Annotated in this window: 16 protein-coding genes; 7 read left to right on the forward strand and 9 right to left on the reverse strand. The window is 63.9% G+C overall.

The features are described from left to right. Positions 1-6 precede the first annotated feature (6 nt). Together LSO07_RS22305 and LSO07_RS22310 are read right to left on the reverse strand one after the other, a co-directional pair. Positions 7-1,215, reverse strand: coding sequence for an efflux RND transporter periplasmic adaptor subunit (locus LSO07_RS22305; RefSeq protein WP_269450108.1), 1,209 nt, complete (start codon positions 1,213-1,215; stop codon positions 7-9). A gap of 103 nt (positions 1,216-1,318) precedes the next feature. Then, the gene (locus LSO07_RS22310; RefSeq protein ID WP_151096591.1) at positions 1,319-1,552 is read right to left on the reverse strand and encodes a hypothetical protein; all 234 of its coding nucleotides are present in this window, start codon (positions 1,550-1,552) and stop codon (positions 1,319-1,321) included. Between the two features lie 86 nt (positions 1,553-1,638). On the opposite strand from LSO07_RS22310, the gene LSO07_RS22315 reads away from it, so the two are divergent. Together LSO07_RS22315 and LSO07_RS22320 are read left to right on the forward strand one after the other, a co-directional pair. Next, positions 1,639-3,150 carry an ATPase domain-containing protein gene (locus LSO07_RS22315; RefSeq protein ID WP_151096592.1) on the forward strand — a complete coding sequence of 504 codons (1,512 nt, stop codon included), beginning with the start codon at positions 1,639-1,641 and terminating at the stop codon, positions 3,148-3,150. Positions 3,151-3,157: 7 nt separating this feature from the next. Then, positions 3,158-4,702, forward strand: coding sequence for a hybrid sensor histidine kinase/response regulator (locus LSO07_RS22320; protein WP_151096593.1), 1,545 nt, complete (start codon positions 3,158-3,160; stop codon positions 4,700-4,702). A 3-nt stretch (positions 4,703-4,705) separates the two neighbouring features. Here the strand turns inward: LSO07_RS22320 and LSO07_RS22325 are convergent, their stop codons facing one another. Further along, positions 4,706-6,592 (reverse strand): MFS transporter, encoded by a 1,887-nt coding sequence (locus LSO07_RS22325; protein ID WP_092606387.1) that lies wholly within the window; start codon positions 6,590-6,592, stop codon positions 4,706-4,708. A gap of 245 nt (positions 6,593-6,837) precedes the next feature. Between LSO07_RS22325 and LSO07_RS22330 the strand changes: the two genes are divergently transcribed. Further along, positions 6,838-10,050, forward strand: a complete 3,213-nt coding sequence (locus LSO07_RS22330; RefSeq protein ID WP_151096594.1) for a DUF2339 domain-containing protein — start codon at positions 6,838-6,840, stop codon at positions 10,048-10,050. Continuing rightward, on the forward strand, positions 10,047-11,504 hold the full coding sequence (locus tag LSO07_RS22335) for a DUF3999 family protein (RefSeq protein ID WP_151096595.1): 1,458 nt from the start codon (positions 10,047-10,049) through the stop codon (positions 11,502-11,504). Before LSO07_RS22330 ends, LSO07_RS22335 begins: the two co-directional genes overlap by 4 nt. A 24-nt stretch (positions 11,505-11,528) precedes the next feature. Here LSO07_RS22335 and LSO07_RS22340 read toward each other — a convergent pair whose 3' ends face one another. Then, positions 11,529-12,272, reverse strand: coding sequence for a helix-turn-helix domain-containing protein (locus tag LSO07_RS22340; protein WP_034785491.1), 744 nt, complete (start codon positions 12,270-12,272; stop codon positions 11,529-11,531). A 160-nt stretch (positions 12,273-12,432) separates the two neighbouring features. On the opposite strand from LSO07_RS22340, the gene LSO07_RS22345 reads away from it, so the two are divergent. From LSO07_RS22345 to LSO07_RS22355, 3 genes are read left to right on the forward strand one after another with little or no spacing between them, the layout of a single operon-like run. Then, complete coding sequence (locus LSO07_RS22345) at positions 12,433-12,855, forward strand: hypothetical protein (protein ID WP_151096596.1); 423 nt, start codon at positions 12,433-12,435, stop codon at positions 12,853-12,855. Positions 12,856-12,879: 24 nt separating this feature from the next. Next, positions 12,880-13,293: a hypothetical protein gene (locus tag LSO07_RS22350; protein ID WP_151096597.1), complete on the forward strand. Its 414-nt coding sequence runs from the start codon at positions 12,880-12,882 to the stop codon at positions 13,291-13,293. A 5-nt stretch (positions 13,294-13,298) separates the two neighbouring features. Next, a complete protein-coding gene (locus tag LSO07_RS22355; protein WP_034785488.1) occupies positions 13,299-14,084 on the forward strand; it encodes a DUF2145 domain-containing protein in 786 nt (261 codons plus the stop codon). A 48-nt stretch (positions 14,085-14,132) separates the two neighbouring features. Here the strand turns inward: LSO07_RS22355 and LSO07_RS22360 are convergent, their stop codons facing one another. From LSO07_RS22360 to LSO07_RS22380, 5 genes are all read right to left on the reverse strand, one after another. Then, the gene (locus LSO07_RS22360) at positions 14,133-15,206 is read right to left on the reverse strand and encodes an ABC transporter ATP-binding protein (protein WP_034785487.1); all 1,074 of its coding nucleotides are present in this window, start codon (positions 15,204-15,206) and stop codon (positions 14,133-14,135) included. A gap of 35 nt (positions 15,207-15,241) precedes the next feature. Beyond that, positions 15,242-17,032: an ABC transporter permease gene (locus LSO07_RS22365; protein WP_034785486.1), complete on the reverse strand. Its 1,791-nt coding sequence runs from the start codon at positions 17,030-17,032 to the stop codon at positions 15,242-15,244. Between the two features lie 183 nt (positions 17,033-17,215). After that, complete coding sequence (locus LSO07_RS22370; protein WP_151096598.1) at positions 17,216-18,313, reverse strand: ABC transporter substrate-binding protein; 1,098 nt, start codon at positions 18,311-18,313, stop codon at positions 17,216-17,218. Between the two features lie 43 nt (positions 18,314-18,356). Beyond that, on the reverse strand, positions 18,357-19,352 hold the full coding sequence (locus tag LSO07_RS22375) for a tripartite tricarboxylate transporter substrate binding protein (RefSeq protein WP_070282362.1): 996 nt from the start codon (positions 19,350-19,352) through the stop codon (positions 18,357-18,359). 3 nt (positions 19,353-19,355) lie between these two features. Next, entirely contained in the window at positions 19,356-20,417 is a 1,062-nt protein-coding gene (locus LSO07_RS22380; protein WP_151096599.1) for a porin, read from the reverse strand. Between the last annotated feature and the right edge of the window lie 92 nt (positions 20,418-20,509).

Genomic DNA, 20,509 nt, shown 5'->3' on the forward strand with positions numbered 1-20,509 from the left:
CCTGAATTAGTGGGCGCTGGCAGCCGATGCTGCGGCAGAGGCGGCAGCGGCAGGCGCGGCAGGCGCCTTGGCCGGCACGGCAACGGCTGGTGCGCCTGGCTTGACTTTTTGCAAGCCTTCCACGATCACGCGATCGCCTGCGGCCAGGCCGGACGTCACCAGCCAGTCGTTGCCGACCGTACCGCTGGTGGTCAGCACGCGTTGCTCGACCTTGTTTTCCTTGTTCAGGATCAGGGCCGTTGCCTGGCCCTTCTGGTTGCGCGTCACGCCCACTTGCGGCACGGTGATGGCTTTTTCATCGACGCCCGTTTCCAGCTGGGCACGTACGTACATGCCTGGCAGCAATTCGCCTTTCGGGTTCGGGAACAGCGCGCGCAAGACCACGTTGCCGGTGGTCGGATCGACCGTCACGCCAGCGAACTGCAGCTTGCCCGGTTCGCTGTACTTGCTGCCATCCGGCAAGATCAGGTCGACCTTGGCCTGGCCTTCGCCCACTTTTTTCAGCGAACCGTCGGCCATCTGGCGCTTCAGGCGCAGCAGATCCGTGCTCGACTGTGTCACGTCGACGTAGATCGGATCGAGTTGCTGCACGGTGGTCAGGGCTTCCGCCTGGCCCGCCGTGACCAGCGCGCCGGCCGTCACGGTCGAGCGGCTGGTGCGGCCGCTGATCGGCGCCGTCACGGTGCTGTATTTCAGGTTGATATTCGCCGATTCCAGCGCCGCTGTGGCGGACTCGACGTCGGCCTTGGCTTGCTCGAACGCCGCGACGGCGTCATCGTATTCCTGGCGGCTCACGCCTTCGATGGCGACCAGTTCCTTGTAGCGCGATGCTTTCGGACCGGCCGTCAGCAGGTTGGCCTTGGCTTTCGACAGCGCGGCCTTGGCCGAATTGTAGGCTGCCTGGTAGGTGGCCGGATCGATCTGGTACAGGGCCGTGCCTGCTTTCACATCGCTGCCTTCGACGAACAGGCGCTTCTGGATCAAACCACCGACTTGCGGGCGCACATCGGCGACCTGGTAGGCATTCGTGCGGCCGGGCAGTTCGGCGCTCATCGGCAACGCGGCCGGATTAACAGTAAACACGACCACCTGTGGCGCTTGCTGCGCGTGAGGTGCTTCCTGTTTTTTACTGCAGCCGGCCATGATTACAGTGGCGCACAGAACGGCAATAGCGCCGCTCGTACGCGGCGACGTCAGGGAAAAAGTTGGTTGCATCTTGGACTTTCTGAAAAAGAAGCTGGCTAGTGTCGTTAGAAATGACTAAATTTATTAACGCAGATCAAAGAATGAACGATCATTCTAAAATCGTCAAGCATCGTTACAATTGAAACATAGTAACTATCAAGCGAATTAAATTATCAATGAAGCAATAAAATGAGGACAGCGACAGCGTCTGCACGTCAGCCAATTGGAACAGGAAGCTGGCGGACGGCGGCAAAACGGCAATGCGGGAAAGTTGGATTGAATGAATACTGTAGCAGGGTAATGCGTTTTTTGCTGAAGCCTTGATCGCGCGCGCAACACTGCCCCACGCGCGGCCGTCGGCCGCCATGAATATTTACCAATGGTATCGAAAAGACATGCCGCGGCGAACGCGCTAGTATAGTCTCCACAGCGTGGCAAAGCGGGGGCGCAACGATGACAGCACAGGCGCGAAAAACACGGCGGCAGGATGGCGCCAGCGGCCCGGACACGCCGCCACTGCTGTCGACCGGCGTCGAAGGCCTCGATGCCATCCTCTCGGGCGGCTTGCTGGCCGAGCGCCTGTACCTGGTCGAAGGCGTCCCCGGCACGGGCAAGACCACCCTGGCGCTGCAATTTCTGGCCGAAGGCGCGCGCAGCGGCGTGCCCGTGCTGTATATCGCCCTGGCGGAATCCGAGATCGAACTGCGCGGCGCGGCCCTGTCGCATGGCTGGGACCTGGCCGGCATCGCCATCGAAGAAGTGGCGCCCAACGACGACATCCTCGACCCCGAGCGCCAGTACACCATCTTCCACCCGTCGGAAATCGAACTGGCATCGACCAACCAGCGCCTCCTCGCCGCCATCGAAAAGCACCGCCCTGCCCGCCTGGTGCTCGACTCGCTGTCCGAACTGCAACTACTGGCGGAAAACCCCCTGCGCTACCGGCGCCAGGTCGTGGCATTGAAACAATACCTGGCCAGCCGGCACTGCACCACCCTGCTGATCGATGACCGTTCCGCGGTGGACGACGGCTTGCAAGTGCGTAGCGTGGCCCACTGCGTCATTTCCCTGGAGCTGCAAAACCAGGATTATGGCAATGACCGGCGCCGCGTGCGGGTGGTGAAATACCGGGGCGTGCCGTTTCGCAGCGGCACCCACGACTACAAGATCGCCCATGACGGCCTGCTCGTCTTTCCGCGCCTGGTGGCGGCCGACACGCGCCGCGATGGCGACCATCGGCGCCTGTCGAGCGGCGTGCCGGAACTCGACACCATGATAGGGGGCGGCCTGGAAGAAGGCATGAGCACGCTCATTTCCGGCCCGGCCGGCAGCGGCAAGTCCACCCTGGCGGCGCAATTCGTGCACGCGGCCACGGCGCGCGGCGAACCGTGCGCCATGTTCCTGTTCGAGGAAGCGCGCAGCAAGCTGCTGAACCGGGCCGACAACGTGGGCATGCGCCTGCAGGCGGCGCTCGACTCCGGCCTCCTGAGCGCACAGCAGATCGATCCGGCCGAACTGACCCCAGGAGAGTTCGCCCAGGCCGTGGTCGACGCGGCAGAACGGGGCGCCCGGGTCATCGTCATCGATAGCCTGAACGGCTACATGCACGCGGTGCCCGACGAGCGCTTCCAGAGCACCTATCTGCACGAACTGCTCAATTACCTGGGCCAGCGCGGCGTGGCCACCCTGCTCGTCGGCGTGCAGCAAAACATGCTGGGCACCGCAATGACGACCTCGGCCGACGCCAGCTACCTGGCCGACGGCGTCATCATGCTGCGCTATTACGAAACGGAAGGCGAGGTGCGGCAAGCCATTTCCGTCTTCAAGAAGCGCGGCAGCGCGCACGAGCGCAGCATCCGCCGCTTCGAGATCAGCCCGCAGGGCATCCGCATCGGCCCGGCCCTGGCCGGCTTTCACGGCATCCTGTCCGGTTTGCCCACCGTCGGCGGCACGCCCTTCCCCTAGGAATGCCATGGAGCAGCGTATCCTGATCTACGCGCCTGGCGGCCAGGACGCCTCCCTGACCACCAGGGTACTCGCCAGCGTAGCCATCGCCAGCCACGCCTGCCGCTCCGCCGGCGAGCTGGCCGAGCAGCTTGCGCTGGGCGCCGGCGGCGTGCTGACGGTGGACGAGGCCTTGCCTGCAGGCGTCTACGCCGTGCTCGACGCCTACACCCGCCAGCAGCCGGACTGGTCCGATTTGCCCATCATCCTGCTGACGCATGCGGGACTCGATTCCTTGCCCTTGCGGCAAGCCGTCGCCACCCTGGGCAACCTGACCCTGCTGGAACGTCCCGTGCACATATTGACCCTGATCACCTCGGCCCACGCCATGCTGCGCGCGCGCCAGCGCCAGTACCAGGTGCGCGAGACGCAGCGGCGCAAGGACGAATTCCTTGCCAGCCTCGGGCATGAACTGCGCAATCCGCTGGCGCCCATCAAGACTTCGGTGGCCCTGCTCAAGCACCTGTATCCGGCCTCGGAGCAGGTCAGCAAGGTCAGCGGCGTGATCGAGCGCCAGGTGACGCATCTGACGCGGCTGGTGGATGACTTGCTCAACGTGGCGCGCATCACCAGCGGCAAGGTACTGCTGCAGCGCGAAAATATTGAATTACAGCAAGTACTCGACCATGTGATCGAACTGTGCCAGCCCGCTGCCGACAGCCGGCACATCAGCATCACGCAGGCGTTGCCGCCGCTTGCCATCACGCTGCACGCCGACTATGCCAGGGTGGTGCAGATCTTTGCCAATATCGTTTTGAATGCCGTGAAGTTCACGCCGGAGGGCGGCCGCATCCACATCACGGCGCGCCTGGCGCAGGGGCAACTGCAGGTGACGGTCGAAGACAATGGCATCGGCATCGAGCCGGATGCCATCCCACGCATCTTTTCCATGTTCGAACAGGGGCGCACGGTGGAAGGCCAGATGGCCAGCGGCCTGGGCATCGGCTTGAGCCTGGCGAGCCAATTTGCCGAGATGCATGGCGGCAGCATCGACGCGCACAGCGACGGCCCCGGCCGCGGCAGCCGCTTCATCGTCACCTTGCCGGTCAGCGCCGGCGACGCCCAGACAGCCACCCCGGCCACCCCGGCGGCGGCCGGCAGCGAGGCGCCCACCGGCGCGGACCCGCCCGTGCAAGTGCTGGTGGTGGATGACAACCTCGATGCGGCCGATTCATTGCAAAGCCTGTTCCAGCTCGTAGGCTATGCCGCCAAGGTCGCGTACAGCGGCGCGCAAGCGCTGGCGGCCGTCGAGATGGCCTGGCCACAACTGATCGTGATGGACCTGGGCATGCCGGACATGGATGGCTATGAAGCGGCACGCCAGATACGCCAGCGTGCGCAGGGACGCGAGGTGCTGCTGATTGCCCTGACGGGCTGGGGAGAGGCGCGCTCACGCACGGAACAAGCCGGTTTCGACCATCATCTGACGAAACCGGTGGACTTCGCCGCCATCGCCGCCCTGCTGGAACAGCACCTGGCGCGGCGGACGGGGACAGCTACGCGGACAAAATAGCGTTTATTTCCACTTGCCGCGCAATTCCTGCACCCTTTGCTGCAGCAATTCCGGCGTGGCGGCCTCGGGCGCCACGGGCATGCCCACGGCCAGCGACAAACGCGAGCGCAAGCCCGCCTTGAAAGCGCGCTCGAACAGATGGCCATTGCGATGGCTCAGCAGATGCCCCCACAAGCCGCGCAGCGCCAGCGGAATCACGGGTACCTTGCTGCGCTCGACGATCTTGGCGATGCCGCCCTTGAATTCGCTGATCTGGCCCGTGCGCGTCAGCTTGCCTTCCGGGAAGATGCACACCAGCTCGCCTTCGTGCAGCGCTTGCGCGATATCGATGAAAGCCTTTTCCATGAGGAACGGGTCTTCCTTGGCCGGCGCGATGGGGATGGCCTTGGCCGTGCGGAAGATCCAGCCCATCAGCGGCATCTTGAAGATGCGGTGGTCCATGACGAAACGGATGGGGCGCGGACTGGCTGCCATGATGACGATGGCGTCCACATAGCTGACGTGGTTGCATACCAGCACGGCCGCTCCTTCCGTAGGGATGCGTTCGCCATCGACCACTTTGACGCGGTGCACGGTCTGGATGAGTATCCACGCGAGGAAACGCATGAGGAATTCCGGCACCAGCGAAAAGATGTAGGCGGCCACCAGCGCGTTCAGGATGGCCGTGACGAGGAACAGCTGCGGAATCGTAAATCCTTGTCCCAGCAGCACGATGGCCACGCCGGCCGCCGCCACCATGAACAGCGCGTTGAGGATATTCATGCCGGCGATCGTGCGCGAAATGTGTTTCGGGTCGCAGCGCGTCTGGATCAGGGCGAACAAGGGCACGATGAAGAAGCCGCCGAAGACGCCGATCATGACGATGTCGATCAAAATGCGCGGCACGCCCGCCTGGCTGACGAACGCCAGCGCATCGACCACTTGCGTATTCGCATACGCATTGCTGGCGAAATACAGGTCGATGCCGAACAGCGACAGGCCGATGGAGCCGAACGGCACCAGGCCGATCTCGATCTTGTGGCCGGACAGGCGTTCGCACAGCAAGGAACCCGTGCCGATGCCGACGGAAAACACCGTCAGCAGCAGCACGAAGACGCTGTGGTCGCCATGCAGGAAATCCTTCGAGTACACGGGGAACTGCGCCAGGATCAGGGCGCCATAGAACCAGAACCAGGAATTGCCCAGCATGGCCAGGAAGACGGGACGGTTCTTGCGCGAAAAATTCAGGTTGCGGAACGATTCGGCAACAAAATTCAGGCTCACCTTCAAGTCCGGCTCCGGCGCCGGCGTGCGCGGCACGCGGTAGCTGGCGACCAGGCCGAAGACGGCCACGGCGATGGTGGCGCCAGCCACCAGTTCCACGCCCAGCGGCTTGTGCACGATCAGCACGGCGCCAAGGATTTCACCCAGCAAAATGCCGACAAAGGTGCCCATCTCGATCAGGCCATTGCCGCCAACCAGTTCCTCGGGTTTGAGCTGCTGCGGCAGGTACGCATACTTGACGGGGCCGAACAGGGTCGAATGCACGCCCATGCCCACCACGGCCGCCACCAGCAGCCACAGCGTATGCGTCATCCAGCCGGCGGCGGCCACGGCCATGATGGCCAGTTCCATCCATTTCACGAAACGGGCCAGGCCCGCCTTTTCAAACTTGTCGGCCAGCTGGCCCGCCGTGGCTGAAAACACGACGTAGGGCAGGATGAACAGGCCGGGAATCAGGTTGGTGATGGTGGACGGATCGAGCGTGGTCCAACTCAGCGCATCGTAGGCGAGGATCACCATCAAGGCCGTCTTGAACAGATTGTCGTTGAAGGCGCCAAAGAACTGGGTCCAGAAGAAGGGCCCGAAACGGCGCTGCGACAATAAGGAAAACTGGCTGCTTTGACTCATGGCATGGGGAACTGGCAATTAAGGAATTGCTAAAATACAGCACTATCTTGCGCACGACAATGTGAATGTCGACATCTTGCTTGGCGTCAATATGGAAAACGGCATGCCACGTCATGCTCGCCTTGCCGCTCCATGCGCTGGCTGGCACTTACCCTGACACAACAGAAATCGCTTGTTTCTTGATAATAAGGTAATGTGCGCATACCGCTGGCGCCCCTGCCCGCCCCTTCCGGAAAGCTGCCTCCATGTCTGGATTCACATCATTGACCATCCTGGCCTTGCTGGTCACCGCCTTCGTGCTGGTGCTGCAGCACCGCAGGAAAGTAGCGGATCTGGAGTTGCTGACGGCGCGCTTGCGCAAGGAAGTCGACAGTATCCAGCAGCGCCTGCGGGCGCTGGAAGGCCAGGCCGAAGCGCCTGCGGCTACGTCCGTCGTTGCCGTAGCACCCTCCGTACCCGCTAGCGTGGCGCCGGTGGCAGTGCCGGCACCCATGCCGCCGCCCACGCCCGCCCCCGTGCCGCAAGCGGCCGCACTCAAGGTGGCCGAAGTGGCGCAGGCCGCGCCGGCAGCAGCTCCCGCACCCGCCGCGCCCGTGCCGCCAAAACCAGCCCCGCCGATTCCAGCCCGGCCCGCTCCTGCCGTCCCCGACACTCCTTCCTGGATCGCGCACCCGGACGGCCTCGTTGCCAAGGCAAAGAACTGGCTATTCACGGGCAACCTGGTTGCCAAGCTGGGCTTGCTGATCCTCTTTCTCGGCGTCAGCTTCCTGCTCAAGTACGTGTCGGCGCAGGTCACGCTGCCCATCGAACTGCGCCTGGCCGGCATCGCGCTGGCCGATATCGCCCTGCTGGCCTGGGCCTGGCGCATCCGCCTCAGCCGTCCCGGCATCAGCCTGCCGCTGCAGGGCACGGCGCTGGCGATATTGATGCTGGTGACGTTTGGCGCCTTCCGCCTGTATGAACTGATCCCGGCCGGCCTGGCGTTTGCCGTGCTGTTCGTGCTGACGGCGTTCACCTGCCTGCTGGCCGTGCTGCAAAACGCCGTCTGGCTGGCCGTGTTCGGCATCGTCGGCGGTTTTGCCGTGCCCCTGCTCGTGTCGACGGGCAGCGGCAACCATATCGGCCTGTTCAGCTATTACGCGCTGCTCAATGCGGGCGTCTTCGCCATCGCCCTGAAACGCGCCTGGCGCGTCCTGAATGTGCTGAGCTTTGGCTTTACCTTCGTCGTCGCCACCACCTGGGGCCTGCTGCGCTACACGCCCGAGCACTACCTGTCGACGCAGCTGTTCTTGATCCTCTTCGTGCTGTTCTACGTCGGCATCGCCATTGCCTACTGCGCGCGCCAGGCGCCGCGCCTCAAGCATTACGTGGATGGCACCCTCGTCTTTGGCACGCCGCTGGCGGCCATGGGCTTGCAATACGGCCTGGTCCAGCACTTTCACTTCGGCCTGGCCTTTTCCGCGCTGATTGCCGGCCTGGGCTACACGGGACTGGCCGTGGCACTGTGGCGCCGCGCAGGTTTCAAACTGCTGGCCGAAGCCTTCCTCGCGCTGGGCATCGTCTTCGGCACCCTGGCCATCCCGTTCGCCCTCGATGGCCGCTGGACCTCCGCCGCCTGGGCGCTGGAAGGCGCGGGCATCGTCTGGGTCGGCTTGCGCCAGCGCCAGACACTGGCCTGGGCCTTCGGCCTGCTGGTGCAGGGGGCCGCCTGGATTGCCTTCCTGATCGCCATGCAGGAACTCGATACGGCCGCGGCCCTGCACGCCAACATCTGGCTCGGCTGCGCGCTGCTGGCCGCCGCCGCGCTGGTGATGGCCTACAATTTCCGCCGCCACGCCAGCCATTTGCATCCGGAGTTCATGAGCAGCCTGTCCGTGCTCTTCCTGACGGCCGCCGCAGCCTGGCTGCTGGGCGGCATCTGGAGCGAAATCCTGCTGCGCACGGATGCCACCACGCAACTGAACCTGCTCACCGTCAGCGCGCTGGCTGTGGCCGCCTTGCTGGCGGCGCTGGCGCGGCGCGAACAATGGCATGCGCCGCGCGCGCTGCTGCTGGCCGTGCAGGTGCTGGCCGGCATGGTCATGCTCAGCCGCGCCAACTGGGCCTGGGACCAGCACCCGGCCAGCCTGTTCGACGGTTCCTTCCTCAGCGCGCTGCTGCTGGGCGCCGCCGCCTTTGCCAGCGCCCATTTCCTTGCGCTGCGCGCGCGCGGCGGCGACGAACTGCTGGCCCTGGCAGCACGCCCCCTGCTGGTCTGGAGCGGCTTACTGTGGTTTGCCGCCATCCTCGTGCCGCTCGTCAGCTGGCTGCTGCGCCTGATCGACGGCGACCTGGAGCTGCAGCCGCACGCGGGCGAGCAGTGGCTGGCGCTGTACCTGATCGCCGTGTGCGTCACGACGCCCGCGTTCGCCATCCTGGCGCGGCGCCTCGATTGGCCGCAGCTGCGCTGGTTCACCGTCGCCACCTGGCTCGGTCTGGGCTTGTGGAGCGCCAACATGCTGCTGGCGCTGTACCTGCGCGATTACCTGCCGACCGGCTTGAGCTGGCTGGCGCTGGCCAGCGCCCTGGCCGCCGGCGAATACCTGCTGCTGGCCTGGCCGCAAGCGGGCTGGCAACTCGGCCTGCGGGCGCAGCGCCTGCTGCATACGCTGCGCACTGCCGCGCCATGGCTGATGCTGTGGCCGGTCGGCGCCATGCATGTCAACGCCTGGCTGGCACAGCATGAAGACCGCGTCAGCCCGGCCTGGGCCCGCTACTTGCCAGCCTGGGCCATGATGCTGGTGCTGGCCTTGCTGATCCGCCGCTGCCGCGCGGGCGCCTGGCCGGTGGCGCCGATTGCAGAGTGGTACCAGCGCACCTTGATACCGCTGGGCGCACTCTGGTCGCTGCTGCTGATTGCCGCCTGGAATATCTTCGACGATGGCGCCATGGCCCCGCTGCCCTACTTGCCGCTGCTCAATCCGCTGGACTTGAGCACGGGCTTTGCCATCCTGCTGGCCATTGCCAGCTACCGCCTGCTGCCGGCGAAGCAGTTGCCCCTGCCTGCCCTGTGGCAAGCACGTCTGCCTGCCGTGGCCGCCTGCTGTGTGTATGTGTGGTTCAACCTGATGCTGCTGCGCACGGTATCGCACTATGTCGGCGTGCCGTATACCTTTGACGCCATGCTGGCCTCGCAATTCGTGCAAGCGATGCTGTCGCTGGTATGGAGCATCACGGCCCTGCTGCTGATGCGCCACGCGGCGCGCCATCAACGGCGCCAGCAATGGAGCATGGGCGCTGTGCTGTTGGGACTGGTTGTCTTGAAACTGTTCCTGATCGACCTGTCGAACGTGGGCGGCATCGAACGCATCATCTCCTTTGTCGGTGTCGGCTTGCTGATGGTCTTGATCGGCTACCTGGCGCCTTTCCCCAAGGCTGCCGCGCCAGCGCCAGCCGAACCGCAACAAGGAGCAGCATGAAACACTCATTGATCTGCTGCAGCCTGCTGCTGGCAGGCGCCGCGCTGGCCGCTCCTGGCCAGGACAGGCCACAGGACTACGGCTGGAGCATGCCGGTGACCGTGCCGGCCGGCGCGGGCATCGTCAAGTTGGCATTGCCCAGGGAAGTCTACCTGCACGCCAGCTCGGCCAGCCTGGCCGACGTGCGGCTGTTCGATGCCGACGGCAAGCGCCTGGCCTATGCCATCGGCGCACCGCCCGCCCAATCGGCGACGCAGCGGACAGCCATTCCCGTCCGCATTTTCCCCGTGACGGGCGCGCCGGCAACTGGCGACGGCTTGCAAGGCATCGACATCCGCACGGCGGACGATGGCCGCTTGCTGTCGGTCAGCACCCGCGCTGGCACGGCAGCGGCCACGGCGGCGCTGCAAGCGCTGATACTCGACCTGGGCAAGCAGACGCAAGACCAGCGCATCGCCGCCTTGCGCTTCACGCCACCGGAGCGCACGCAAAATTACAGTGCGCAAGTACTGCTGGAAGTGAGCGACGACCTGAAGCAATGGGATGCCATCGGCACCACCACCTTGAATTGGCTCAGCAACATTGACACGCAAACCCTGGCCAACGACAGCATCGCTTTTGCGCCACGCGCTTTCCGCTACGCGCGCCTGAGCTGGCAGGAAGGCCAGCCGCTGGTGTTTGCATCGATTGCGGCGCAAGCCGTCAGCGAAACCGAGGCGGCGCCGCCACGCGCGAGCATCGTGCTGCGCGGTGCGCCAGGCAAACTTGCTGGCGATTGGGCGTATGCCACGCCGATCGCCATTCCCGCCGACAGCATTGCGCTGCAATTCAAGGAGCGCAATGTGGTGCTGCCCGTCACGCTGGGCGTGTATCGCCAAAGTCATTATGTGCCGCAGCGCCGGCTGTCCCTGCACCGACAAACGCGACCGGCAAATGGCGAATATTTTGAGCCGCTGCTGACTACCAGCTTTTACCGCATCAGCGAGGCTGGCAAGGAACGCGTCTCCGGCGACTTGGCCATGCCCGTGGTGCAGACCACGCAATGGGTGCTGCGGCCCGAGTCGCAAAGTACGGCGATGCCGACCAGCGCGCCGCTGTTGCGCCTTGGCTGGACGCCGGAAACGCTGGTGTTCCTGGCCGGCGGCAAGGGACCATATCATCTGGTGTTCGGCAAAGCCGACGCGCAACCGGTGGAGCAGCCGCTGTCGCAGGTGGCACCAGGCTATCGCGACGGCGAACTGCAGGCGCTGCCGATCGCCACATTGGGTGCGTTGACGGCGCGCGCTGGCGCAAGCGACGCCGCGCCGGCACCGGCTGGAACCAGTGCGCCATGGCGCCTGGCCGCGCTATGGGCGGCCCTGCTGCTGGGCGTGTCCGTGCTGGGCTTTTTTGCCTGGCGTTTGCTGACGCAGATGAAAGAGGAACAAGGCAGTACCGACAAGCAGCAACATTAGCCGGTTGGCCGCGATATCGCTGCCTTATTGCCGCAGCAGCGCCTTGAACGTCTGCGGCATCCACGGCCGCGCCGCCAGCATGAAGCTGATGGCCAGGCGCTCCTCACCAGGCAGGCGCGCGTCTTCCTGGTGTTGCTGCGAGAATTCCACCGCGACTTGCTTCAGGCGCTCCAGCAAGGCCGCCGTGGACTTTTTCGACAGCATCACGTTCACCAGGCGCAGCAATTCCGTTTCGCCATCGAATTGCGAATTCAAATAGTCGCCATAGGCTTCCTTTTTGAAATACGTATGGATGGGACCGTTCGGTATCCACGCAAACGTGCGCGCCACCAGCAGTTTGACCCGGTTATTCGGCAGCAGTTCCAGAAACCCGATCTTGTCGAGGCGCAGCAGGTATTTCACGGCTTGCGCTTCGCTGATGTCGTAGATGGCGACGATCTGTTCCAGCGGTAACAGGTTCAGGGCGGACACGGCCACCACGAACAGCCGGGTGTCCTCGATGATTTCCTTTTCCTGCGCATACGTCAGCCCCGTGATCAGGGTGGGCGCGGCCTGGGCTGACTGCACGGCCAGCGCCAGCTGCTGGAAATCGCTGCCGATGGCCACCAGGATCTGGTCCAGCCGCTGCAGGGTAAATTGCTTCTGCGAAAACATCCGCTTGACGCTGGCTTCGGATACGCCGATGCGCTGGGCCAGCTCGGCATACGTGACGGAACGCGCTTTCAACAGGCGTTTCAAGGCTTCGATCAAGGCGTGGGTTTGCGGCATGCACTTCCTTTATATAAATAGCATCGGTTCCAGCGGCAAAAAAGTAGCGCAATACGCTACCTGCGGTATGCCTGCCCGCTACGAGTAGCGTTTTCATTGACCAATTGCCCACAGTCTACAATGATGGCGTTGCCACTTGGCACACTTGAAGGAGAAACACATGAAACGCCTGCTGCCCCTCTGCCTGTCCCTGTCGCTGTTGACGCTCTCCGTGGCCGCTCCCGGCCTGGTCCACGCCGCCGCCTCCGAGAACCTGTCGAAAGGCTCGCAAAACCTCAGCCAGGGTTCCGCCGTCGCCGTCGCGGGTTCCATGTCGATGCTGGTCGCCTCCGGCCAGGTGGTCGTCGCCAGCGTGGAAACGGTAGGCGAAGGCATCGTCATCGTGCTGAAAGGCGCCTCTGAGGCTGGCGGCGCATCCATCCAGATGAGCGCGCAAGCGGCCAAGGGCCTGTCGCTGGCAGCCGGCACCGTGGTCAACGTGGTGGCGCTGTCCACCGGCCACATGCTGGTCATGTCCGGCAAGGCCATCGCCTTCATCCCGAACGAACTGGGCAAGGCGCTGCTGCACCACTCCAAAGTGTAACCACCAATGAAGAACGGACATCCAATGAAACATCTGCTCGCCACTGCCCTGCTGTGCGCCGCCATGGCGCCGCTGGCCCAGGCCGCCAATTCCGACACCACCAACGCGTCCGACAACGCCAGCATGGCCTCGGCCATCGTGCTGGTCGGCTCCATGTCGGTGCTGGCCGCCGCCGGTGAAATTGTCATCGACAAGGTGGAAGACGTGGCCGACGGCAGCGTCCTCGTACTGAAAAGCACGGCCCGGGGCACCTCGCAGGCAGCCACGGCTTCCGTCAAACTGAGCCAGAAGGCCACGCAAGGCCTGTCGCTGGCGGCCGGCACGGTCGTCAACGTGGTGGCCGTCTCGACGGGCCACATGCTGGTGCTGTCGGGCAAGGCCATCGCCTATGTGCCGAACGCCGCCGGCCAGGCCATCCTCTACCATTCGAAAGCGTGAACCCCATGAAACGCCTGACCGTGATTGTCATCAGCCTGGCCCTGGCCGGCGCCGCCCATGCGGGACGCTCGTGCGAGGAAAAGCAAACGGATGCGAGCACCCTCGTCAAATCGATGGACCTGGCGCAAAAGACCCTGCAGGCGCTCGATGGCTCGGGCGCGCAGGTAGCGCTGGTGGCGCGCGCCGGGCAAGACCTGTCGAAGTACAATTTGCGCTATTCGCACATGGCGCTGGCCTGGCGCGACCACCCGAAAGGCCGCTGGCTGGTGGTGCATGAACTCAATGAATGCGGCACGGCGCAATCGTCGCTGTACAACGAAGGCTTGGGCAATTTCTTCATGGATGATGTGTTCATGTATGAAACCCTGATCCTGATTCCCGGCCAGGATACGCAGCAGCAACTGGTGCGCCTGCTGACGTCGAACACGCCCAAGCGTCTGCATGAGCCGCACTACAATATGCTGGCCTACCCGTTTTCCACCAAGTACCAGAATTCGAATCAGTGGGTACTGGAAACCCTGGCCGCCGCCAGCAACGAGCCGGGCAAGATCGAAACGCGCGCCGAAGCGCAAGGCTGGCTGCGCAGCGCCAGCTACGCGCCGCAAACGCTCAGCATACCCGCCGCCACGCGCCTGGGCGCGCGCATGTTCCGCGCCAATATCGCTTTTGACGATCACCCGTTCGAACGCCGCATGACGCGCCAGATCGATGTCGTCACCGTCGACTCCATCGTGCGCTTCATGCGCCAGCGCGAACCGAAGGTGCAGGAAATCGTCGTGCGGGGAAATTAAGGACGCGGCAGCACGGATGAGGTGGCCAGCATGGCCACCTCGTCACCGTTAAAACACCCAGAGCTTATCGGCCGGCATGTGCAACCAGTACTTGCCCGCCTCGAGCTTGTGGCGCGAATACGCGCGCAGGCTGATATTCTCGGCGCCACCGCGCTCGAACAGGCATTCCCAGCGGTCGCCCAGGTACATGCACGTCAGCAGCGGCAGCTCGATGGCGTTGTCGACCTGCGTGGCGCTGATCTTGACTTCCTCGACGCGGATCATGGTGGTCACTTCCGTGCCCACATTGGCGCCGCGCGCCACGCCCTGCATGGACGCGCCATCGACCAGCAGGCGCACCTGATTGCCTTCGCGCTGCACCACCTTGCCGGGCAGGCGGTTGTTACTGCCCATGAATTCGGCCGTGAACAGGGTGTCCGGCGTTTCATACATGCTTTGCGGCGTGCCCTGCTGCTCGATCTTGCCGTTATTGAGCAGCAGGATGCGGTCGGAAATGGCCATCGCCTCGCCCTGGTCATGCGTCACCATCAGGGCCGACAGGCCCAGGCGCACGATCAGTTCGCGCAGGAAGGCGCGCGCTTCCTCGCGCAGCTTGGCGTCCAGGTTCGACAGCGGTTCATCGAGCAGGATCACGGGCGGGTTGTACACCAGCGCACGGGCGATCGCCACGCGCTGCTGCTGGCCGCCGGACAGCTGATGCGGATAGCGCTCGCCCAGATGGCCCAGGCCCAGCTGCGTCAGCACTTCCTTGATGCGAGCGGCGATCTCCGTGCTGCCCATCTTGCGCAATTTGAGGCCGTAGGCGACGTTGTCGAATACGGTCTTGTGCGGCCACAGCGCATACGACTGGAACACCAGTCCCAGGTTGCGATGCTCGGCCGGCATCTCGAAATGCTGCGCGCCGTCGAAGACATTGCGCTCGCCGATCTGGATGGTGCCCGCCTTCGGGCTTTCCAGCCCGGCGACGGCGCGCAGCAAGGTGGTCTTGCCGCTGCCCGAAGGCCCCAGCAAGGCGACCACTTCGCCTTTTTTCAGGTGCATCGAGACACCCTTCAGGATCTGGTTGGCGGCGGCGCCGGTGCCGTAGTCCAGGTACAGCTCATTGACGGTCAGTTCATTCATGATGTGGTCTCAGTTCTTGTATTTAGTTATGCAACTCAGTTGTGTAACTTGACGCCGAAGCGCAGCGCGATGCCCAGGCCGATGGCCACCAGGGTGATATTGATGAAGGACAGCGCCGCCACCAGGTCGGTCGAGCCGCCTGCCCACAGCGATACCAGCATGGCGCCGATCACTTCCGTGCCCGGCGAGAGCAGGTACACGCCCGTCGAATATTCGCGCTCGAAGATCAGGAACACCATCAGCCAGGCGCCCAGCAAGCCGTACTTGATCAGCGGCAGGGTCACATCGCGCGTCACCTGGCCGCGGTTGGCGCCGACGGCGCGCGCCGCCTCTTCCAGCTCCGGTCCCACCTGCAGCAGCGCCGTGGAAATGAGGCGCATGCCGTAAGCCATCCACACCACCGAATACGCGAGCCACAGGGCGAAGATCGTCGAGCGCACTTCACGCAGCACGGGAATCACATGGCCGCTCAGCCACAAGGCCACGCCGTTGTCCATGCCTTTCAATATGCCGTCGAGCCAGGCCGGCACGAACAGGAACACCCACAGGAACGACAGGCCGGCCAGCAGACCCGGCACGGCGCGCGGCACCAGCACGCTGTAATCGAGCAGGCGCGTGATGCCGTCCTGCTTGCGGTGCATGGCCAGCGCGATGAAGCTGTAGCAGCCCACGGCCAGCGCGCCGCCGACGACGCCGATCAGGATGGTGTTGACGATGCCGCGCACCAGCGATGGCTGGTCAAAAATGTCGCGGAAATGCTGCAGGGTCAGCACGTCGGCCAGGTGCACGCCTTCGCCCCAGTACTGCACGAAGGAGCGCAGCACGATGCCTGTCAACGGCAGGATGATGGTGAAGATCAGCCAGCCGGCAAGCAAGGCAAACGCCAGCCACTTCCAGCGGCCCAGCGGCATGGCCTTGCTGCGTGCGCCCTTGCCCTTGATCGACACATACTTGTTCGCCGATTTCAGCAGCCAGCGCTGTATCATCACCAGCGGCATGGTCACCATCACCAGGCAGACGGCGACGGCGGCCATCAGATGGTACGACGGCGTGCCCAGTTTGTTCGTCAGCTTGTACAGATAGGTTGGCAGCACCAGGTGGCCTTCCGGATCGCCGAGCACCAGCACCAGGCCGAACACTTCGAAGCCGAGGAAGAACACCAGCACGCCCGCATATGCGAGCGCCGGCATGATCATCGGCAGCGACACGTTCAGCATCACCTGGATCGGGGAAGCACCGGCCACGCGGGCCGCTTCTTCCACGTCCGAGCCCAGGCTTTTCAGGGCCGACGAGGCATACAGGTAGACGTGCGGCACGTGCGTCAGGCCGGCGATGATGACGATGCTGGTGAAGGAATAGATATTCCAGGGCACGAAGCCGAACAGCTCCTTGGCCCAGATCGAATAGAAGCCCACGGGCCCCATCGAGACGACGTAGCCAAAGCCCATCACCATCGGCGACACAAAGATCGGCACCAGCAGCATGGGCGCCACCCAGCCGCGGCCCGGCAAATCCGTGCGCACCATCAGGAAGGCCAGCATGCCGCCCAGCGGCACGGCGATCACGGTCAGACCGCAGGCCAGCATCAGGCCATTCTTGAAGGCCATCGAGAAATCGGGATCATCAAAGATGAAACGGTAGGAGTCGAAGCCGAATTCGCGCACGGGCATGAAGAAGGGCGCGTTCAAAAAGCTCTGGTAAAAAATCAGGAACAGCGGCAGGAAGATGGCGACCAGGGTAATCGCCACGACCACGCCGCGCGACCAGTTCAGGCGCGACAAGGGAGAGCGCGACCGTGCAGGCAGCGGCAAGATAGCAGTTTGCATGATGAATCCAATGAATGAAGGGTGCGGCATCCAGCCGCCGGCGAACGCCCGCGGCTGGCCAAGGAACTCCGATAAAACCGTAGCGAGCGGCAGTGAGTTGTGGCTGAGAAGCGGATCTGTGCGAATGCACAGTGAGCATCGGAGGCCGCAAATCGCGACGCGCAGTAGGTTTTTCGGATGTTCCTATTTTTTGCCGGCTGTTTCTTTCCACTGCTTTAAGAAGGCCATGCGCTTGGCAGGTCCCAAAAATTGCAGGATGATCGGATGCACGGGAATCGGCTTGACGTTGGCCGCGCCGATTTCCTTGATCAGGTCCGCCGAGGTGGTCTCGCCCGTGACGTCGGCGCGAATCGCGTATAGCTTGGCGCCATTGGCGATGATGGTCTGGCCGCGGTGCGACAGGATGTAGTCGAGCCACAGCTTGCTGGCGTTGACGTTCTTCGCGTTCTTGTTGATGAACTGCACGCGCGACAGGATCAGGGTGTAGTCCTTGGGCAGCACCACGCCGATCGACGGGTCGGTCTTGGCGCGCACCAGGGCGTAGGAACCCAGCACGTTATAGCCGATCAGGTTTTCACCCGACGAAATGCGCTCCATCATGGTGCCCGTCGACGACTGCACGCGCACCTTGGCCACGCCAAACGCGTTTTGCAGCGCCAGGAATTTCGGATACTCCTTGGCGTCCTGCGACATGAACATGAAGCCCACGCCCGACTTTTCAATGTCGTAGGTGGTGACCTTGTCCTTGAACTTCGGCGTGGCGATCAGCTTGGCGAAGTCGTCGTGGTTCTTCGGCACTTCCTTCGGATCGAGCAAACGCTTGTTGTAGACGATGGCGGCCGGCTCGAACGTGGTGCCGTAAGCCTGGTCGTCCCACATGGCCCAGCCGGGGATCTTGGACGCTTCCACGGATTTGTACTTGAGCGCATAGCCGTCCGAGGCCAGGCGCATCTGCAAGTCCATAGCCGACGACCACATCACGTCGGCCGTGTTGCCGCCGGCGGCCACTTCGGAAATGAAGCGGTTGTACACTTCGGTGGAATTCATGTCGTTGTATTCGACCGAGATGCCGGGATACAGGGCGCTGAAATCCTTGATCAGCGGCGCGGCGGCCTTGCTGTCGGTGGCGCTGTAGATCACCACCTTGCCTTCCTTCTTGGCCGCGTCGATGATCTTCTGATAGTCGACCGGATAACCTGCCGGTACCTGGGCGAAAGCGGCGCCGGTGGTACCGGCGAAAGCGGCGGCCAGGGCGATGGCGAGAATGGTCTTGGTTTGCATGGTTTGTCTCCGTCTGTGATTGTTGTATGGTTGGCTATTGGATTCAGCGCATCAGGCCCAATTCGGCCGCCTGCCTGGAGTAGCGTTCGACTGCCTGGTTCACGTACTGCGTCAATTTGTCGCCCGTCAGCGCGAACGGATACATGCCCGCCTGCGTGCGCCACTGGGCAAACTGCGGCGTGGCCATGGCACGGTCGAACGTGGCCACCCAGCGCTGGTAATCCTGCTCCGGCACCTGCGGCCCCATCCACAAGCCGCGGATGATGGGCCACACCACGTCGATACCCTGTTCGCGCGCCGTCGGCACGCTGGCCAGCACGCCGGGCAGGCGCTTTTCCGACAGCACCGCCAGCACGCGCGCATGGCTGTCGCCCGCGTTCAGGGTCGCTTCCGACGTGTCGCCCGACATCACCTGCACGTAATTGGCCTGCATCGCCGTGAAGATCTCGCCGCCGCCTTCCAGCGCGACGAAGCGCAGCACTTTCGGGTCGATGCCGGCCCGGCGCGCCACCAGCGCCATCTTCACCCAGTCCTGGCTGCCGATGGTGCCGGACACGCCGATCAGCACCTTGTCGGGGTGGCGCTTGAGCGCGGCGATCAGGTCAGCCAGGGTCTTGTAGGGCGAGTCGCTGCGCACGGCGATCATGCCGTAGTCGGCGCCCAGCGCCGCCACCCAGCGCACGTCGCCCGTCTTGGCGTTGCCGAACTTGCCTTGCGCGAGGTTCAGCAGCGAGCCGCCCGAAAACACCACCAGGGTGTTTGCTTCGGCACGCCGGCGCTGCGAGCCCATCGAGCGCCACGCCACCGCGCCGATGCCGCCTGGCAAATAGCTGATGCGCACCGAGGACGCGAACGGTGCCGCCGCCGCGGGATCGGGCTGCAGCAAGCCTTTCTGCGCCAGCTTGCAGGTCAGGTCCATGGCGCCGCCAGGTTTGGACGGCACCACGCAGTCGACTTCAGGCGCGGCGGCATTTGCCAGCGCGGGCAGCAGCGCGGACAACAGCAGCAGCGACAGGAACGCGGTGCGCAGCATGGTCATGCCTTAGAAGCGGTGCTGGATGCCGGCGATCAGGCCGCGCTGCGTGTCGCCAAAACCGGCATCGTCACGCGACAGGCTGACCAGCTGCTTGTGCTTGGCCTTGGCGTAGGCGCCGGCCACGTACAGGTCGGTGCGCTTGGACAGGGCATAGCGCACGCGCGCCACGTACATGATCGGATCGGCATCGAGGTTGGCGGCCACCTTCTTCACGTCCTGGTAGTAGATCACGCCCGTCAGGGTGACGACCGGCGTGGTCTTGTAGCTGACGCCGCCCCAGTACAGGGTGCCGCGCACGTCGGCCTTGCCGGCGGCAGCCGGATCGAGCTTGTAGTCGCGCGCCGCCGCCTGCACTTTCCACGGGCCGTCGTCATACATGGCGCCCAGGTGGTAGACGGTGGTCTTGTCGCGCGCGCCGCCGGCGATGGTGTTGCCGTTCACCTGTTCATACGTGGCCAGCAGGCTGACGGGACCCGTCTTGTAGGTGACGGCCGTGGACAGCTTGGCGCTGTCCGAATTGCCCGTCGACTGTTCGCCGAAGCCGTACGATGCGCCGTAGCTGAAGTCGCCCGTCTTGCCCGAATACTTGACCATATTGTCGAAGGCCGTCGTCATGCCGTATTTGCTCGGACCCGTCGCGTGGGCCGAGGTGGCCCAAGAGTAGAACGGCGCATAGGCCATCGGATCGAATGGCAGCACGAAGTCATACACGGTGGTGAACGAGCGTCCCAGCACGACGCGGCCAAACGCGCCTTCCAGGCCCACGTTGGCCTGGCGCTTGAACAGCGCGCCGTCGGCGGCGCCCGTGTCGACCAGGATGCCGCCTTCCAGATTGAAGACGGCCTTCAGGCCGCCGCCCAGGTCTTCGCTGCCCAGGATGCCCCAGCGCGAGGTGTTCATGCCGCCCGAGCTGACTTGCGTCATCGAGCTTTTGTTCGGACCAGCGTTGCTGGTGTTGCTGATGCCGGCGTCTAGGCGACCGTACAGGGTGACGTTCGACTGGGCGTGGGCGCTGCCGGCTGCGGCGAGTAGCGCCATGGCGGCCAGCGAGAATGCAGTTTTCTTCATGTAGAGTGTCTCCCTTAGATATAGTTATTAGTGATATGCCTGATCATTTTCATGAATCAGGATCACACTATATGAGCGCGATCCTTTCAATT

This window comes from Janthinobacterium sp. PLB04 (genome assembly GCF_021165895.1).
Classification (GTDB): domain Bacteria; phylum Pseudomonadota; class Gammaproteobacteria; order Burkholderiales; family Burkholderiaceae_D; genus Janthinobacterium; species Janthinobacterium lividum.

Coding starts and splice junctions, on each gene's coding strand:
- LSO07_RS22305 (WP_269450108.1), bottom strand. CDS start 1,215: ATGCAACCAACTTTTTCCCTGACGTCGCCGCGTACGAGCGGCGCTATT.
- LSO07_RS22310 (WP_151096591.1), bottom strand. CDS start 1,552: ATGGCGGCCGACGGCCGCGCGTGGGGCAGTGTTGCGCGCGCGATCAAG.
- LSO07_RS22315 (WP_151096592.1), top strand. CDS start 1,639: ATGACAGCACAGGCGCGAAAAACACGGCGGCAGGATGGCGCCAGCGGC.
- LSO07_RS22320 (WP_151096593.1), top strand. CDS start 3,158: ATGGAGCAGCGTATCCTGATCTACGCGCCTGGCGGCCAGGACGCCTCC.
- LSO07_RS22325 (WP_092606387.1), bottom strand. CDS start 6,592: ATGAGTCAAAGCAGCCAGTTTTCCTTATTGTCGCAGCGCCGTTTCGGG.
- LSO07_RS22330 (WP_151096594.1), top strand. CDS start 6,838: ATGTCTGGATTCACATCATTGACCATCCTGGCCTTGCTGGTCACCGCC.
- LSO07_RS22335 (WP_151096595.1), top strand. CDS start 10,047: ATGAAACACTCATTGATCTGCTGCAGCCTGCTGCTGGCAGGCGCCGCG.
- LSO07_RS22340 (WP_034785491.1), bottom strand. CDS start 12,272: ATGCCGCAAACCCACGCCTTGATCGAAGCCTTGAAACGCCTGTTGAAA.
- LSO07_RS22345 (WP_151096596.1), top strand. CDS start 12,433: ATGAAACGCCTGCTGCCCCTCTGCCTGTCCCTGTCGCTGTTGACGCTC.
- LSO07_RS22350 (WP_151096597.1), top strand. CDS start 12,880: ATGAAACATCTGCTCGCCACTGCCCTGCTGTGCGCCGCCATGGCGCCG.
- LSO07_RS22355 (WP_034785488.1), top strand. CDS start 13,299: ATGAAACGCCTGACCGTGATTGTCATCAGCCTGGCCCTGGCCGGCGCC.
- LSO07_RS22360 (WP_034785487.1), bottom strand. CDS start 15,206: ATGAATGAACTGACCGTCAATGAGCTGTACCTGGACTACGGCACCGGC.
- LSO07_RS22365 (WP_034785486.1), bottom strand. CDS start 17,032: ATGCAAACTGCTATCTTGCCGCTGCCTGCACGGTCGCGCTCTCCCTTG.
- LSO07_RS22370 (WP_151096598.1), bottom strand. CDS start 18,313: ATGCAAACCAAGACCATTCTCGCCATCGCCCTGGCCGCCGCTTTCGCC.
- LSO07_RS22375 (WP_070282362.1), bottom strand. CDS start 19,352: ATGACCATGCTGCGCACCGCGTTCCTGTCGCTGCTGCTGTTGTCCGCG.
- LSO07_RS22380 (WP_151096599.1), bottom strand. CDS start 20,417: ATGAAGAAAACTGCATTCTCGCTGGCCGCCATGGCGCTACTCGCCGCA.